Here is a 14,355-nt window from a genome sequence, read left to right as displayed (position 1 = left end):
CAGCGCTGGACACATACGTGAGCCATACCGAAAGGTTGCGATGTCATTATTTTCAGGAGAGACCGGCCCTCAGAGAAGGCCAGGTGGTGCGGTCAAGAGGACTCGAACCTCCACGGGTTGCCCCACAGCGACCTCAACGCTGCGCGTCTACCAATTCCGCCATGACCGCACACTGGTCTGTAATAGGCAGACGGGCCGTATAAGGCGCGCGCCAACCTTTGTGAAGCCCCGATTATCGCCTATATGCCACCCATCATGCAGAAATTTCCCGATGTTGAATGGGCCGTCTCCGATGCCCCCGTCCCATATGAGGCCGCTGTTGCCTTCATGGAGGCCCGTGCACGGGCGATTCGTGAGGGGGAAGCGCCCGAACTTGTGTGGTTCCTGGAGCATCCGCCGCTCTATACATCCGGCACCTCCGCCAAGGCCGAAGATCTCAAGGCGCCGGACCGCTTTCCCGTCTTCGATGCCGGCAGGGGTGGCCAGTACACCTATCATGGCCCGGGCCAGCGGGTGGCCTATGTGCTGCTCGACGTAGGGGCCCGTGGGCGTGATGTGCGGGCGTTCGTGCAGAACCTCGAGACGTGGATCATCGCCGCCCTCGCCGCCTTCAATGTCGAGGCAGGCCCGCGTGACGGCCGCGTCGGCGTCTGGGTTGACCGGACGCAGGCGGGCGGCTCATTGCGCGAGGACAAGATCGCCGCGATCGGCGTGCGCCTGAAACGCTGGGTCAGCTATCACGGCATTTCGCTGAACGTGGAGCCCGACCTGGAGCATTTCTCAGGGATAACGCCCTGCGGCATTGCTGATCCGCGCTATGGGGTCACCAGTCTTGTCGATCTTGGCATTCCTGCGAGCATGGATGATGTCGACATCGCCCTGCGCGATGCCTTCGAGCGTGTCTTCGCGAGCCGTCTTGTGACCGTTCCGTGTCCGCTTCAGGCGGTTTCGTAGGGACGGCGCAGGCCTTCATTTTCCGGAATATGGCTGCCCGTGTGGAACTCGCCCACGCCGCCATTCGGCATGCGCGCGACATAGAGCAGGGTCCACAGCATGGCGCCGAACGAAGCCAGCATCCAGATCGGGAGGGCCAGGCCGATCCCGCCGCCAATCGCCATCTGGCGCGCGGTCTTCGGTTCAGCAGGCGGGCCAGGACGCTGCGGGCCTTTGGCTGCGTTCGGATTGTCCTTCGCCTTGGCGTCGGCCTCCGCCTTGGCAGCAGCGGCTTTTACGGGATCTGCAGCGATTTCCTTTTCCAGCGCAGCCTTTGCTACTTGTGCCTCATGCTGGGCAATGCCGCCCGCCACGCCGCCTGCAAAGGCCAGCATGGCAAGGATCAGAGGGATCAGAACAATGCCCGCAAGCAGGGTGGACCGTCCCGCTTCCGCCAGCCGGCGCATGTGCGCCACGAAGGATGTGTACTCAGTCACCAGCACGAACACGACAAAGGGCACCAGAAGCGCTGGCACCGGCACGGGGCCCAGGTTGACCGGCTCGTTCAGTATCGCCGTCTGGATGCCCGCAACGGCCAGCACAGCCGCGATACAAGTCGGGACGATATAGAGCAGCACGCGCCCCATGAATATGAAGGTCCAGGCGCGGCTGAAATGCAGCTTGCTGGACTTGCCCATCGGATTGAACAGGGTCTGAAGCCAGTTCATCGCAGCCGGGTCATCCCGGCGGTCGAGGATCCAGGGGCGGTGCGGGTCGATCACGGCGGGTGAGTCTTGCATCGGGGATGTGTCCTGCGAAAGCATCAAGAAAATGTATCGGGCTGGTCTGAACGGGCGGTTGGCGGGCCATAGACATTGCTCGACGGATCGGACTTCAGCCGTCCGCCGATCAGGCCAAGAATGCCGCTGGCAATCAGAAAGGTGACAACCGTTGTCAGCACGGACTGGCGCGCGAGTTCCTGGGCGTCCTGCGTCATGGCATCGAACGCCGCCGCAATGCCGCCGGACTGCGCCAGTTTCTGGAATTCCGCCTGCATCGAGAAGGCATCCGGCGAGAGCACAGGCAGAAGAAACGCACTGCCAACCGTCACGATGAAGAAATAGCCCGCAAGGAAGGCCAGATAGAGCCATGCCGTGCGGCCACCATCATGCAGCCGTTTGCCGAAGACGCAGACATAGGAGAAGACCAGCGGATATTGCAGGATCCCGAAAGCGGGCGAGACCAGGGCTGAGGCGATCTGCACGAGCATCATCACCCCTGTCAGCAGGATCAGGCCACGACCGAAGTCGCTAGGGCCAATACGGCCCTTGGGGCTAAGCAGGACATGTTGCACGTCCATGTGTGGGCAGTCTCCTCGGTATGACGCCATATGGCGCCCGTATTAGCGCCTTTGGCGCTCCTTATCAATAAACGATAAATTTGTGCAAGACAAAAGAGCCGAAGACAGGCTCCGGCTCTTCTGGATGATATCACGATTGGCGCACGCTCAGGCGAATGTATCTTGCGGTGCCATGCCCGGAGGCGTGCCGTATTTGTTCGGCCCGGGTGTGGACTTGAACAGGCTCATGACAAACCCGATCACACCGGTGACAATGGCCGTCGACAGCAGGTTTGGAAGAAGCTGGGCTCGCGAAATCTTTTTCGAAGCCTCCATGCTTGCGGCAATCACTGCGCCCGGATCATTGCTCGACGACATATCCTCCATGTCGCGCATCATTTCTTCCTGCATTGCCATCATGTCGACGCCAAACAGCGCCGGCAGGATGAAGCTGAGAATCATCGAAAGAACGATCGCGAGCACGACCATGCCCACGGTGATCCAGCCGGTCTGGTCCGCATCATGGAAGCGCTTCACGTGCAGCACGATCCAGGGCCAGATGACAATCAGGCCAAGAATGCCGAGGAAGGGCGAGACAAAGGCAGAGAGAACCGAAATAACGGCGCTGACGACGAAAAGCGTGATGACGCCCCGCCAATAGGTGGGCTGATCAATACGCCCATTCGGGCTGAGATAAAGATTCATGGGGCTCTCCCTGCATGGCCTTCACGCAGGGTAACGGAAACACCGGCCCGGGGCCAGTGAAATGCCTATGAATGTCGTGCCGCTTCAGGCCGGATCAGGCGAACTCGACCATGATCTCGTCGGCCGCAACGCTGGCGCCCGCTTCGACATTGATCGCCTTCACGGTGCCCGTGGCTTCAGCGCGGATGATGTTCTGCATCTTCATCGCCTCGACCACGCAGACAGCCTCGCCAGCCTGCACTTCCTGGCCGACTTCCACGTCCATGGACACGACAAGGCCCGGCATCGGCGAGATGACGAGCTTGGACGTATCCGGCTTTTCCTTTTCGGGAAGGCGCGAATGCAGATCCGCGACGGTCGGCGTGCAGACCAGGGCGCGCAGGGCCACGCCGCGGTGACGGAAGAGATAGCCTTCAGTCCGGTCAGCGAACTTCACCGCAAAGGACTTGCCGTCCAGAACGCCCTCGATCAGGTGCTGGCCCGGCGCCCAGGCCGTCACCAGCGTATGCGGCTTGCCACCATTGATCGTGATCTGCGCGTCGCCGTCCTCACCGAGTTCAAGGTGTACCGGATGATGCTTGTCGCCGAGGATGACAACCCAGTCCTGACGCGCTTCAGGCACGGGCGACATGCGCCCTGTGACCAGCTGTGCGCGGCGCGACATGAAGCCGTGGACATAGGCTGCCGATGCGATCAGTTGCGTCTCCTGCAGCTTCGTCGGCTCGACGCCGTGGAAGCCCTCGGGGAACTCGTCCTTGATATAGGCCGTGGTGATATTGCCGGAACGGAAGCGTTTCTCGTCCATCACGGCTGCAATGAACGGGATATTGTCCTGAATGCCTTCAATGTAGAAACGGTCGAGCGCCTCGGCCTGCGTATCCAGCGCGGTATCGCGGTCCTTGCCCCAGGTGATCAGTTTGGCGATCATCGGGTCGTAGAACATGGAAATCTCGTCGCCTTCGCGCACGCCGCTGTCCATGCGCACTTCGCCCTTGCCCAGCTTGCCTTCGACCGGCGGATGGAAGCGCTTCAGGCGGCCAATGGACGGCAGGAAGTTGCGATACGGGTCTTCCGCATACACACGGGTTTCAACGGCCCAGCCATTGATACCGATATCAGACTGCTTGAGCTTCAGCGTCTCGCCATAGGCCGACAGCAGCATCTGCTCGACCAGGTCGACGCCCGTGATCATCTCGGTCACGGGGTGCTCCACCTGAAGGCGGGTGTTCATTTCAAGGAAGTAGAAACCCTTGTCCTTGCCGGACGCAACGAACTCCACCGTGCCGGCGCTGTCATAGTTCACGGCCTTGGCCAGTGCGACGGCCTGTTCGCCCATTTTCTTGCGCGTTTCCGGATCGAGCAGCGGCGAAGGCGCCTCTTCGATGACCTTCTGGTTACGGCGCTGGATCGAGCATTCGCGTTCGTTCAGGTAGATGCAGTTGCCATGCTTGTCGCCCAGCACCTGGATCTCGATGTGGCGCGGCTCGAGGATGAATTTCTCGATGAAGACGCGGTCGTCGCCAAACGAGGACTTGGCTTCAGCCTTCACGGCCGGGAAGCCTTCTTCGACTTCCTTGTCATTGGCGGCTACACGGATGCCCTTGCCGCCGCCGCCAGCCGAGGCCTTGATCATGACGGGATAGCCGATCTCCTTCGAGATCTTCACGGCTTCCTTCGTGTCCTCGATCAGGCCCATATGGCCCGGCACGGTCGAGACGCCGGCTTCAGCGGCCAGCTTCTTCGATGAAATCTTGTCGCCCATGGCCTCGATGGCATGCGCGTTCGGGCCGATCCAGCCAATGCCCTCTTTTTCGAGGCGTTTGGCGAAGGCCGGGTTCTCGGAGAGGAAGCCAAAGCCCGGGTGGATGGCCTCTGCGCCTGTCTTCTTCACCGCGTCGATGATCTTGTCGGCCACGAGATAGGATTCAGAGGCTGGCGATCCGCCGATATGAACGGCCTCGTCGGCCATTTCCACGGCCATTGAGCCAGCATCGGCATCGGAATACACGACCACGGTTTTCACGCCCAGGCGGCGGCATGTCTTGATCACGCGAACAGCAATTTCGCCGCGGTTGGCTATGAGAATCTTCTTGAACATTTCACCCCTGGCCTGTTTGGCAATTCATATCGGGTTCGAGTTAAGCTGCGGGCTCGCTCTTGTCCACACTGCCCAAGCGTCAAATTGGCTTGCCAGAACTCGCCGCTCATGTTAGCAAACGCTCACAACAGATAGTGAGCGCTCACATGCATATCATTCGTCTTGAACTGGAATCCCTCGTTCAGCAGGGGCAAATCTCACCGCAGGAGGCCGCGCGCCTGAAAGGCTTTGCCCTGCCAGACCAGAAAGGGAGCCTGCTCATCAACCTGCTCCTGATCTTCGGGGCACTCTCGGTCGCCGCGGGCACGATCGCCCTTGTGCCCAATCCGGCGACAGGGCTCGTCCTTGCGCTCGCCGCGCTGGGCGGGGCTGAAATCTTGCGGCGAATAGATGTGGATGCCTCGCTGAAAGTCCTCGGCGCAGGTCTTACGCTCATGGGGGCGCTCGGCCTTGCCGGCTGGATCGGATGGGAATTCCGCGAATCAGCAGAGTCGCTCTATCCGACGCTGGCCATTGCCGGCGTTCTGGGCGCGGCAGCCATTTGGTTCCGCTCGCCGTTCCTTGTCGCGCCCGCCGTGCTCGCCCTCGGTGCGACGCTCGGCTCAGGCACGGGCTACTGGCACGCGAGCTATGGCATCTTCGTCGAGGAGCCGACGCTGACCATCCTGATGTTCGGCGCGTTGACCGGCGGCTTCTACGTCATGCGCGGCAAGGTCGTGGAGGCCTATGAAGGCCTTGCCACCATTGCGGCGCGGACATCGCTCTTCATGGTCAATTTCGCCTTCTGGGTCGGCTCGCTCTGGGGCGACAGGATCGGCCAGCACTGGTTCGCGCCGGACGAATGGGCTGCCCGTGAGGACTGGCAGGCGCAGGCAATCGACATCCCCGACCATGTCTTCACGCTTGGTTGGGCCGCCTTCCTGATCGCTATGATCGTCAAAGCCCGGCGCGGCGGCTTTCTCTCGACCCTCTCGATCGTCTTCCTGTCGATCCACTTCTACACCCAGTATTTCGAACTGCTGGGCGCCAATCCGGCCAGCCTGGTCGTCGGCGGCGTCATTCTGGTGGGGCTGGCCGTCGGCGGCACGCACCTGTTCCGGGCAAGCCGGGCCTAATCCTCGAGCTTTTCGATATCGGCTTCAAAGGCCCTGACACGTGCTGTGACGGCCACGAGGAAGGCGGTAGACCAGCCGATCAGCAGGAAGCCATTGGCCGCCTCTGCCGCCCCCAGCATGCGCCAGTCATCGCCCAGCACGACATCACCAAACCCAACGGTGGTGAAGGCCGAGGTCGAGAAATACAATGCCTCCTCCAGCCCGCTGAACTGACCAAGGGCGAGATAGGCGAAGGCATAGGTCCATATCTGGACCGAGTGCAGGCCGAACAGACTGATCACCACGAACAGGATCGACACGCCCTGCCCGAACACCGAGGTCAGGTTGACCGGATGCACCTTCCGCTCACGCAGGATGGCAGACAAGACAACAAGGCCCACGAAGTGGATTGTGAACGTCAGCGTGACCATGCCGCTCGCGACGAGAAGGTTCAACCAGAGCATGGAGCCCACCGTTAAGCGATCAGGACGCTACGGCAAGGCCTTGCGTGAAACCTGGCGCTTCGAGCTTGAGAAAATCGATCAGCGTCCGTTCGGCCAGGCTGACGGATTTCTGCTCGCCCACGCATTTGAGAAACCATGAGGCCTCGTCATCCGTGCTGATATCGGCTTCGCGGCGGGCGGCCTGGTGCGCCGCACGACGGGCTGCCTCTGCCCGGTCTTCATCCCGGCTGATCGGCTCGAACCATCCGCCTTCTGAGAAGCTGGCGCGCACATCCTCAAGGAAGGTTCCCGGCTCGGGCCGCATGTCACCAATCCAGTGGTCGCGCGACAGAAGGGAGGTCTCCGATTTGGGCTCCGGGTGGGCCCGCGCCATGAGGTGATTGGCAATCGCGCGCGCAAACAGGTCGTTCCACGACGGATCATTGGCCGCAAAGCCGATCTTGTCATTGGTGCGCACCAGCAGTTCCGCCTCGGCGCCGGTGACCCAGCCGCCGCTTTCACCGGCCGGGACGATCAGTGCCCGGCGAACCCGCTCGACATCTTCGGCTGTCGCCTTGCCAAGAGCGGAAATGCGGGCACAGGCCACTTTCAGCGTGTAATAGCCGAGCCGCTCAGGCACGCCTTCAGCATAGCGCATGATCTGCAGCAGCAAGTCCACTTCGGATGCGATCGGGCATGTCCCCTGACGGTCAATTTGCTCGATCAGCCAGTCGGCTTCGTCTTCGGTTACCCAGTTACGAGGATCACTATGGAGAAGGACATAGTCACGCACCGCGCTGACAAACAGCCGGTCCCATGTCGTGTCGCTTCCGGCGAGGCGGGCATTGATGTCGAACAGGGCAGCACCGTCGGTCAACGATGTGACGCCGCCACGATAGAGTTCGGTTGAGATGCGGTGCGCATCTTCCTCAGACAGTTTCATAACGCCTGAGATCTGAGCGAGCAGCGCCTCGAACCCCTGATCCATCCATCAAGCCTCCAACTTGATGATCCTGTATATTTTGCAACAGTTTCCGGATCGTTGACGCGTTTGTCACGAATTCGATTTGTCGCGCAACTTGACTTTCCGTGGCGGCAGTCCTCTTCAGGTCACGAAACAATTCTCAAACCAAGGGTGGACCAGATATGGCAGAACTTCGTGATCTTTCGGGACGCACAGCAGTCGTAACGGGCTCGGCAACGGGGCTCGGTCGGTCCATTGCCCTGAAGCTTGCAGAGCGCGGCGCCGAAGTGATCATCAATTGCAGCCGGTCCGTCGCCGATGGCGAGGCAACCGTCGCTGACTGCCAGGCGCTGGGCTCGCAGGCTCGCCTCGTACAGGCAGATGTGTCCACTGAAGAGGGGTGCCGCAAACTCGCGGATGCCGCCGCCTCCCATGGCCGTCTCGACATCCTCGTCAACAATGCCGGCATCACGCGGCATGCGAGGGATCATTCGGATCTTGATGCGCTGAGCAAGGACGATTTTCTCGACACCTATGCCGTCAATGTGGTCGGCCCCTTCATGATGATGCAGGCCTGCCGCGATCTGCTGACAGCGACCTATTCCCAGACAGGCCGCGCGGCCGCTGTCCTGAACGTCTCTTCCATTGCGGGCGTTACAGGCATTGGCTCGTCCGTCGCCTATGCCGCCACCAAGGGGGCGCTTAACACGATGACGCTTTCCCTCGCGCGCGCACTGGCCCCCGCCATTAGGGTCAACGCTGTCTGTCCCGGCTTTATCGGCACGCGCTGGTTCAAGGACGAGATGAGCGCTGATCAGTATGCAAAAATGGAGGCCGGCGTCGCAGCGTCAACGCCCCTGAATGTGGCAAGCGGGCCAGACGACATTGCCGATTCAGCCGTATTTTTCCTGACCGATGCTTCACGCCACGTCACCGGCGAAACCCTGCTCGTGGATGCCGGAATGCATCTTGGATACGCCCCATTATCCGCCCGGTGACGATACGCAGAACGCTTGATTTTCAGGCATCATCAATTGCCGCATGCACAAAATTTCAGCGTTCGGAAGACAGGCTATCCCTGATAGAGATTTTGGTTCGAAACGGGCGGAATCGCGCGCAATCCTCGGTCTTGCGCTCCAAATAAGGAGTGGTTCGAAAACGGGGTATTAACAATGAAAACCAAGGTATCACGGGCGGGGGTCGCCCTTGTTGCTCTTCTGGCCACGGCGGGCACCGCCATGGCTGAAGGTGAATGGTCAGGAAACGTAGCGATGACGTCAGACTATGTCTGGCGCGGCGTCTCACAGTCTAATGAAGATCCGGCCATCCAGGGCGGCTTCGACTATGCCAATGGCCTGTTCTACGCTGGCACATGGGCATCCAACGTCGATTTCGGTGACGATTCCGACACCAATATCGAAGCTGACTTCTATGGCGGCTTCGCTGGCGCACTCGAGAGCGGCATCAGCTGGGATATCGGCGTGATCTACTACGCCTACCCGGATGCAGATGAATCCGATTTCGACTTCGTGGAAATCAAGGGCGCCCTTGGCTACGAATTCGCCAGCGGTCTCGCCATCGGTGGCGAAGCCTATTGGGATCCGGACAACCAGAACGTCTACCTCAACGCAACCGCCGGCTATGGCCTGACGGACGCTCTTTCGATCGACGCCAGCGTCGGTAATTACAGCTTCGACGGTGGCGGTGACTACACCAACTGGTCACTTGGCGGCACCTACAGCCTGCCAATCGGTATCGACGTGGACCTGCGCTACTGGGGCACCGATGTTGATGATGTCGACATTTCCGACGACCGCTTCGTGCTGACACTCTCGAAGAGCCTCTAAGGCAAGGGAATATCTTCCTCCTGTACTGTGTGTGGAGTTGATTGCCCTCCCCGCGCGCAGCAAGGTGAAGGCCGCCGGTCCGAAATGGACTTGGCGGCCTTTGTAATTCTGCCCCGGAGGCACTAGGTTCTATGAAGCCCTGCGGGGCTTTCCCACCAATAGGAGACATGAACGACGCATGGCCGCAGAACTGACCCCAGTCGAAGCATTGGTTCCCGCAATCACATTGCTCGGCTTTGGCGCAGCAGCCGCCCTTGCATCGAAAGCCCTGAGGCTCAGCCCGATCGTGGGATACCTGATTGCCGGCATCCTGATCGGCCCCAGCGTGCTCGGCCTGATCGAGGAAAGCAGCGCGACCCACCTCATGGCGGAACTTGGCGTCGTCTTCCTCCTGTTCGACATCGGCATGCATGTCTCCCTGCGCGAGCTCAATGAGAGCCGCCGCGACCTGCTGCGCCTCGCGCCGATGCACCTGTTCATGACCGGCCTGATCGCCGCCGCCGCCCTCGCGATGATCGGCGTGGACTGGGCCATCGCACTTGCTGTTGGGCTCAGTCTCGGCCTCTCGTCCACAGCCGTCGTTGCCCGCATCCTGACAGAGCGGGAACAGAACTCCTGCCCCATTGGCCGTTCCGCCACGCATGTCCTGATATTCCAGGACATTGTTGCCATCTTCCTGATGATCTTTGCCAGTTCGCTGGGGGATTCCGATGTGGGCGCCCAGGGCCTCGCCGGTCTCGTATCCGACTACCTCCTCGGCGGCGCCAGCGTGCCGCTCTATGCCGCGCTCGGCCTCTCGGTTGTGCAGACGGTCATCGCCTTCTGCGCCGCGCTTCTGGCCGGCAAGTACCTGATCAACCCGGTCTTCCGCACGCTTGTCGCCACGCGCAATGCCGAGGCCTTTACCGCCTTCACCCTGTTGCTGGTGCTTGCAGCGGCCTGCGCCACGGCAATCATCGGCCTGTCACTGACGCTTGGGGCCTTCCTGGCTGGCCTTGCGGTCTCCGGCACACCCTTCCGCCACCAGGTGCAGACCGAGATGGGACCGTTCCGTGGCCTGCTGCTGTCCTTCTTCTTCATCAGCGTCGGCCTCTCGATCGACGTTCCGGCCCTCCTATCCCACCTGCCCCTCGTGCTCCTCAGCGCCGCCGGCATCCTCGTCATGAAAACCGCCCTTGGCTATGTCGCGGCCCGGTTGAACAAGTGGAGCGTACCGGGCGCCACGCAGATGGCTTTCCTGCTCGCACAGGGCTCGGAATTCACCCTCGTTGTCCTGTCGCTGGGTGCCATTGTCGCCGGTCTGTCCTCGGGACTGATGAGCAGCATTGTCGCCGCCGTTGCCCTGTCTCTGGCACTTGCGCCTACCTGGGCCGCCCTCGGCGTTCGCCTTTCACGCAAACTGGCAGAACGCAGCAAGACCGACATCGAAACCGCCCCCTCGGCCACGTCGATCGCCGACAGGCCTGTCATTGTCATCGGCATGTCGTCGGCGGGCCGCCTCGCCATCGACGCGCTGGTTGACCATCACATCCCCTATATTGCACTTGAAGGCGATCCGGACCGCTTCCTCGCCGCTGTGGCAGACGGCTACAAGGTCTCGTTTGGTGATGCGACCAACATGAAGCTCGTCGAGGCCGTCGGCGGCAGCAATGCCCGCGCCGTCGTGCTGGGGTTTGCCCGCTACGAGGTTTCGCTTGAGGTGACGCCGACCATCACCCGGCGTTTCCCGGACCTCCAGCGCTTCGTTGCCGTCGACTCCCGGCTCGACCTTGAGCGCTATCTCGATATCGGCGTGCGCGCCCACCTTGCGGGCGGCCAGCCCAAGGGAATCGAGATGGTGGCCGACATCCTGCTCACGCTCGACGTGCCAGAGCCAGAAGTGCGCGAGTGGATGGAGGATGAGGCCGAACGCTTCGCGATTGGCAACACCTCCAGCGCCGAAGAAAAAATCGATGTCGAAGAGATCATCGAGGAAGCCGCTTGAGGTGGACTAGAATTCCACGTGGCGCGGGTCTATAGGCATATCCTGCCCCAAGGAGAACCATTATGCGCATTGGCGTCCCAACGGAGATCAAGAAACAGGAATCCCGTGTCGGCCTGACACCTGAAAGCGTCAGCGAACTCGTTCGCGCGGGGCATCACGTCAATGTCCAGTCGGGCGCCGGGCTCGGCTCCGGCTTCGCAAACGACGCGTACACCACGGTTGGCGCGACCATCCTGCCGGATGCCGCCGCAGTGTTTGCCGACAGCGAGCTGATCGTGAAGGTCAAGGAGCCCCAGCCCGAGGAAACGGCGCGTCTCACACCGGACCACACGCTCTTCACCTATCTCCACCTGGCGCCAGACCCCGTGCAGGCCAAGGGCCTGATGGACTCCGGCTGCCTCGCCATCGCCTATGAGACAGTGACCGATGATGAGGGCGGCCTGCCACTGCTGCGCCCCATGAGCCAGGTCGCGGGCCGCATGTCGCTCCAGGTCGCCGCGTGGGCCCTCATGCGCACCAAGCGCGGCCGCGGCATCCTGCTCGGTGGCGTGCCCGGCGTCATGCCGTCGAAGGTCGTCATCATTGGCGGCGGTGTCTCCGGCACCCATGCTGCCGAAATCGCCGTCGGCATGCGCGCAGACGTGACCATTTTCGACCGCAACAATAACCGCCTCGCCGAACTGGACGAGCAGTTCCGGGGCAGCCTCAAGACCATGTATTCCACCGCCCATTCTCTGGCGGAAGCGATCAAGGATGCCGACCTCGTTATCGGCGCGGTCCTCATCCCCGGCGCGTCAGCTCCCAAGCTGATCAGCCGCGAACAGCTTAAAACCATGAAGCCCGGCGCCGTGCTCGTCGACATCGCCATCGATCAGGGCGGCTGTTTCGAAACCAGCCATGCAACCACACACGAAGACCCGATCTACGACGTTGATGGCATCCTACACTATTGCGTCGCCAACATGCCCGGCGCCGTACCGCGCACGTCGACCTATGCGCTAAACAACGCGACCCTGCCCTTCGTGCTGCAGATTGCCAACAAGGGCGCCCGCGCGGCCATCAACGAAAACCCGCACCTTGCCCATGGCCTCACCGTCGATGCCGGCAAGATCGCCCATGAAGCCGTCGCCCATGATCTCGGCGAGCCCTATGTCCGGCCTGAATGGCTAGTCGCCTAGGCCGGAGGGGTGTGGAGTGCGTTAGGCGTGGTTTCTCTTGGCCGCTTCGACCCGTTCAATCTTGCTCTTCTCCCCGATGAAGACCGCTGTCTTCTGGTGGAGGGTTTCAACCGGAAGATCGAGAAGGGACTGGTCGCCATCCGTTGAAGACCCGCCCATGGCGGCGATCAGGAATGCCATGGGAATTGCCTCGTAGACGAGGCGAAGCTTGCCCTCTTCATAGCCCTTGATATTGGCGCGCGGATAAACAAACAGGCCGCCTTGCAGGACCATGCGCTTCATGTCCGAAACCATGGACGCGTACCAGCGCATATTGTGAGGTTTCGTCGTGCCATTATGGGTGTCGAGCAAGTCGGCATAGTGCGCCTGCAGCCATGCATCCCAAACCATCTGGTTCTGGCCATTGATCGCCAGAACATCTGCTGACGGCAGGCCGCCTTCTATCGGCAGAACCTTCCACTCGGACGTATCCTGGTTGAAGATGCCCTTGTAGACCTTGTCGCCATCCGCGAAGTAGGCTTCCAGGTTCATGCCGAAAACGAAGAATCCGCCGCTTACGATATTCTTGCCATTGAAGTCCTTCGCGACTTCAGCATTCTCGAAAACACCGAAGATGGCGCCTGACGGGATGCCGACCAGCGCGGATTTTGAGCCGTCCAGCGGATCAAGGGCCACGCTGTAGCGTCCATCTGAAACCTTGTTCAGGCCCGGACGCTCTTCGGATACAACATACCTGACATTTCCATCGCGCTTGAGCGCATCGAAGAAGGCTTCGTCGGCAATCACGTCCAGTTCGATCTGGTCATCACCGGACTCGTTGCTCGATGTAGCAAACTTCAGGCCAGCGCCTTTCTTGAGTTCGGCGTAAATGATTTCAGCCGCGGAAAACAAGGCAGCGTAAATTCCATCCAGATTCTGGAGCTGGCTTTTGAAGTTCAAAGACATTGTCGAATAGGTCCCCTGATAATGTTGCGGGGAAAGTGCCCCAATCAACGCTGCATCACAATAAGATAAGGGCGCCAGCTGCGCTGGCGCCCTCGTGTTATCTAATGGCTTTGAAGCGGTTCGACTCAGGAATCCAGAGCCGCAATGGCATCGTCAATCGTGGCGCGCGGTTTGTCGAGAATGGCCGCGATCTGGGCGCGTTGCTCTATGGCGAGCCACAGGCCAAGGACTTCCACGTCAACGACGCGCCATTCACCATTGCGCTCAATCACACGCCAGCGAACCGTCTGCGGGTCTTCACCCTTCTGCGTCACGCGGGTTTCAACGACCGAATCCTTGTCATTGCGATCAACGGAGCCGATCACGTCGACCTTGGCATTCTTCAGCTTGTTCTTCTGGTCCTGGAACGTGCCGACGAGGAATTTCTCGAACGCGGTCTTGAAGCGCGCCTTGTCGGCATCGCTGACCCGGTGCGAATATTTGCCAAGCGTGAAGTTGGCGATGGCATCAATGTCCACAGCCTGTTTGATGGTATTTTCACTGGCTTCGGCATTGGAAATCTCAGTGGCGGTGCCCGCAATCAAGGCTTCAGCCTCGGGGCTGGCCTGTGCAGAGAGCGCCATGAGTGCGAAACTTGTAGAGACGATGAGTGAGCGTAGCATCTTGTTTGTCCTTCGAGTCAGATTTTCCCGATCCGCTCTGTAGATATGTATTCCGGACCCGATTGGTTCCGTCGGGGGCTATATAGGTGTCATTCCCAATTCGCATGGGGGATAGAGGACGAATATGGCGCCATGCGGGCCAAAAACCCCCAGATTCCGGGAA

14 protein-coding genes and 1 tRNA gene are annotated in these 14,355 nt (G+C 60.7%); 6 read left to right on the top strand and 9 right to left on the bottom strand.

Annotated features, from left to right (window positions below; all coding sequences use genetic code 11):
* Positions 1-84 precede the first annotated feature (84 nt).
* Positions 85-169, bottom strand: a tRNA-Leu gene (locus HY30_RS18545).
* Between the two features lie 86 nt (positions 170-255).
* Here HY30_RS18545 and lipB point away from each other — a divergent pair.
* The gene (gene lipB, locus HY30_RS18540; RefSeq protein ID WP_034744639.1) at positions 256-954 is read left to right on the top strand and encodes a lipoyl(octanoyl) transferase LipB; all 699 of its coding nucleotides are present in this window, start codon (positions 256-258) and stop codon (positions 952-954) included.
* Here the strand turns inward: lipB and HY30_RS18535 are convergent.
* From HY30_RS18535 to HY30_RS18520, 4 genes are all read right to left on the bottom strand, one after another.
* Positions 939-1,733: a hypothetical protein gene (locus tag HY30_RS18535; protein ID WP_034744636.1), complete on the bottom strand. Its 795-nt coding sequence runs from the start codon at positions 1,731-1,733 to the stop codon at positions 939-941. The two genes, lipB and HY30_RS18535, sit on opposite strands and share 16 nt — an antisense overlap.
* 23 nt (positions 1,734-1,756) lie before the next feature.
* Positions 1,757-2,293, bottom strand: a complete 537-nt coding sequence (locus HY30_RS18530; protein ID WP_034744634.1) for a DUF805 domain-containing protein — start codon at positions 2,291-2,293, stop codon at positions 1,757-1,759.
* A 147-nt stretch (positions 2,294-2,440) separates the two neighbouring features.
* Positions 2,441-2,977: a DUF805 domain-containing protein gene (locus tag HY30_RS18525; protein ID WP_034744630.1), complete on the bottom strand. Its 537-nt coding sequence runs from the start codon at positions 2,975-2,977 to the stop codon at positions 2,441-2,443.
* A 94-nt stretch (positions 2,978-3,071) separates the two neighbouring features.
* A complete protein-coding gene (locus tag HY30_RS18520; RefSeq protein WP_034744627.1) occupies positions 3,072-5,075 on the bottom strand; it encodes an acetyl-CoA carboxylase biotin carboxylase subunit in 2,004 nt (667 codons plus the stop codon).
* Positions 5,076-5,221: 146 nt separating this feature from the next.
* Between HY30_RS18520 and HY30_RS18515 the strand changes: the two genes are divergently transcribed.
* Positions 5,222-6,190, top strand: coding sequence for a hypothetical protein (locus HY30_RS18515; RefSeq protein ID WP_034744625.1), 969 nt, complete (start codon positions 5,222-5,224; stop codon positions 6,188-6,190).
* Here the strand turns inward: HY30_RS18515 and HY30_RS18510 are convergent.
* Together HY30_RS18510 and HY30_RS19570 are read right to left on the bottom strand one after the other, a co-directional pair.
* Positions 6,187-6,633, bottom strand: a complete 447-nt coding sequence (locus HY30_RS18510) for an ion channel (RefSeq protein ID WP_034744622.1) — start codon at positions 6,631-6,633, stop codon at positions 6,187-6,189. The genes HY30_RS18515 and HY30_RS18510 overlap by 4 nt on opposite strands.
* Before the next feature lie 19 nt (positions 6,634-6,652).
* Entirely contained in the window at positions 6,653-7,600 is a 948-nt protein-coding gene (locus HY30_RS19570) for a hypothetical protein (RefSeq protein ID WP_051615724.1), read from the bottom strand.
* A 158-nt stretch (positions 7,601-7,758) separates the two neighbouring features.
* Between HY30_RS19570 and HY30_RS18500 the strand changes: the two genes are divergently transcribed.
* The 4 genes from HY30_RS18500 to ald all read left to right on the top strand — a co-directional run bounded on the left by HY30_RS18500 (position 7,759) and on the right by ald (position 12,585).
* Positions 7,759-8,574, top strand: a complete 816-nt coding sequence (locus HY30_RS18500) for an SDR family NAD(P)-dependent oxidoreductase (protein WP_034744619.1) — start codon at positions 7,759-7,761, stop codon at positions 8,572-8,574.
* A 174-nt stretch (positions 8,575-8,748) separates the two neighbouring features.
* A complete protein-coding gene (locus HY30_RS18495) occupies positions 8,749-9,423 on the top strand; it encodes a TorF family putative porin (RefSeq protein ID WP_034744616.1) in 675 nt (224 codons plus the stop codon).
* Positions 9,424-9,601: 178 nt separating this feature from the next.
* Complete coding sequence (locus HY30_RS18490; protein WP_051615723.1) at positions 9,602-11,407, top strand: cation:proton antiporter domain-containing protein; 1,806 nt, start codon at positions 9,602-9,604, stop codon at positions 11,405-11,407.
* Between the two features lie 62 nt (positions 11,408-11,469).
* Positions 11,470-12,585 carry an alanine dehydrogenase gene (gene ald / locus HY30_RS18485; protein WP_034744613.1) on the top strand — a complete coding sequence of 372 codons (1,116 nt, stop codon included), beginning with the start codon at positions 11,470-11,472 and terminating at the stop codon, positions 12,583-12,585.
* A gap of 21 nt (positions 12,586-12,606) precedes the next feature.
* Here the strand turns inward: ald and HY30_RS18480 are convergent, their stop codons facing one another.
* Both HY30_RS18480 and HY30_RS18475 read right to left on the bottom strand, forming a co-directional pair.
* On the bottom strand, positions 12,607-13,530 hold the full coding sequence (locus HY30_RS18480) for a class 1 fructose-bisphosphatase (protein ID WP_034744610.1): 924 nt from the start codon (positions 13,528-13,530) through the stop codon (positions 12,607-12,609).
* Between the two features lie 125 nt (positions 13,531-13,655).
* On the bottom strand, positions 13,656-14,192 hold the full coding sequence (locus HY30_RS18475; RefSeq protein ID WP_051615722.1) for an MlaC/ttg2D family ABC transporter substrate-binding protein: 537 nt from the start codon (positions 14,190-14,192) through the stop codon (positions 13,656-13,658).
* Positions 14,193-14,355: the final 163 nt, after the last annotated feature.

The sequence above is a fragment of the Hyphomonas chukchiensis genome, from assembly GCF_000682695.1.
Lineage (GTDB): Bacteria > Pseudomonadota > Alphaproteobacteria > Caulobacterales > Hyphomonadaceae > Hyphomonas > Hyphomonas chukchiensis.
The sequence above is the reverse complement of the archived record's forward strand: the minus strand, read 5'-3'. Positions and strand labels throughout refer to the sequence as shown.

What these genes read in the sequence shown, in the direction of transcription:
- lipB (WP_034744639.1), top strand. Translation starts at nt 256, where the DNA reads ATGCAGAAATTTCCCGATGTTGAATGGGCCGTCTCCGATGCCCCCGTC.
- HY30_RS18535 (WP_034744636.1), bottom strand. Translation starts at nt 1,733, where the DNA reads ATGCAAGACTCACCCGCCGTGATCGACCCGCACCGCCCCTGGATCCTC.
- HY30_RS18530 (WP_034744634.1), bottom strand. Translation starts at nt 2,293, where the DNA reads ATGGACGTGCAACATGTCCTGCTTAGCCCCAAGGGCCGTATTGGCCCT.
- HY30_RS18525 (WP_034744630.1), bottom strand. Translation starts at nt 2,977, where the DNA reads ATGAATCTTTATCTCAGCCCGAATGGGCGTATTGATCAGCCCACCTAT.
- HY30_RS18520 (WP_034744627.1), bottom strand. Translation starts at nt 5,075, where the DNA reads ATGTTCAAGAAGATTCTCATAGCCAACCGCGGCGAAATTGCTGTTCGC.
- HY30_RS18515 (WP_034744625.1), top strand. Translation starts at nt 5,222, where the DNA reads ATGCATATCATTCGTCTTGAACTGGAATCCCTCGTTCAGCAGGGGCAA.
- HY30_RS18510 (WP_034744622.1), bottom strand. Translation starts at nt 6,633, where the DNA reads ATGCTCTGGTTGAACCTTCTCGTCGCGAGCGGCATGGTCACGCTGACG.
- HY30_RS19570 (WP_051615724.1), bottom strand. Translation starts at nt 7,600, where the DNA reads ATGGATCAGGGGTTCGAGGCGCTGCTCGCTCAGATCTCAGGCGTTATG.
- HY30_RS18500 (WP_034744619.1), top strand. Translation starts at nt 7,759, where the DNA reads ATGGCAGAACTTCGTGATCTTTCGGGACGCACAGCAGTCGTAACGGGC.
- HY30_RS18495 (WP_034744616.1), top strand. Translation starts at nt 8,749, where the DNA reads ATGAAAACCAAGGTATCACGGGCGGGGGTCGCCCTTGTTGCTCTTCTG.
- HY30_RS18490 (WP_051615723.1), top strand. Translation starts at nt 9,602, where the DNA reads ATGGCCGCAGAACTGACCCCAGTCGAAGCATTGGTTCCCGCAATCACA.
- ald (WP_034744613.1), top strand. Translation starts at nt 11,470, where the DNA reads ATGCGCATTGGCGTCCCAACGGAGATCAAGAAACAGGAATCCCGTGTC.
- HY30_RS18480 (WP_034744610.1), bottom strand. Translation starts at nt 13,530, where the DNA reads ATGTCTTTGAACTTCAAAAGCCAGCTCCAGAATCTGGATGGAATTTAC.
- HY30_RS18475 (WP_051615722.1), bottom strand. Translation starts at nt 14,192, where the DNA reads ATGCTACGCTCACTCATCGTCTCTACAAGTTTCGCACTCATGGCGCTC.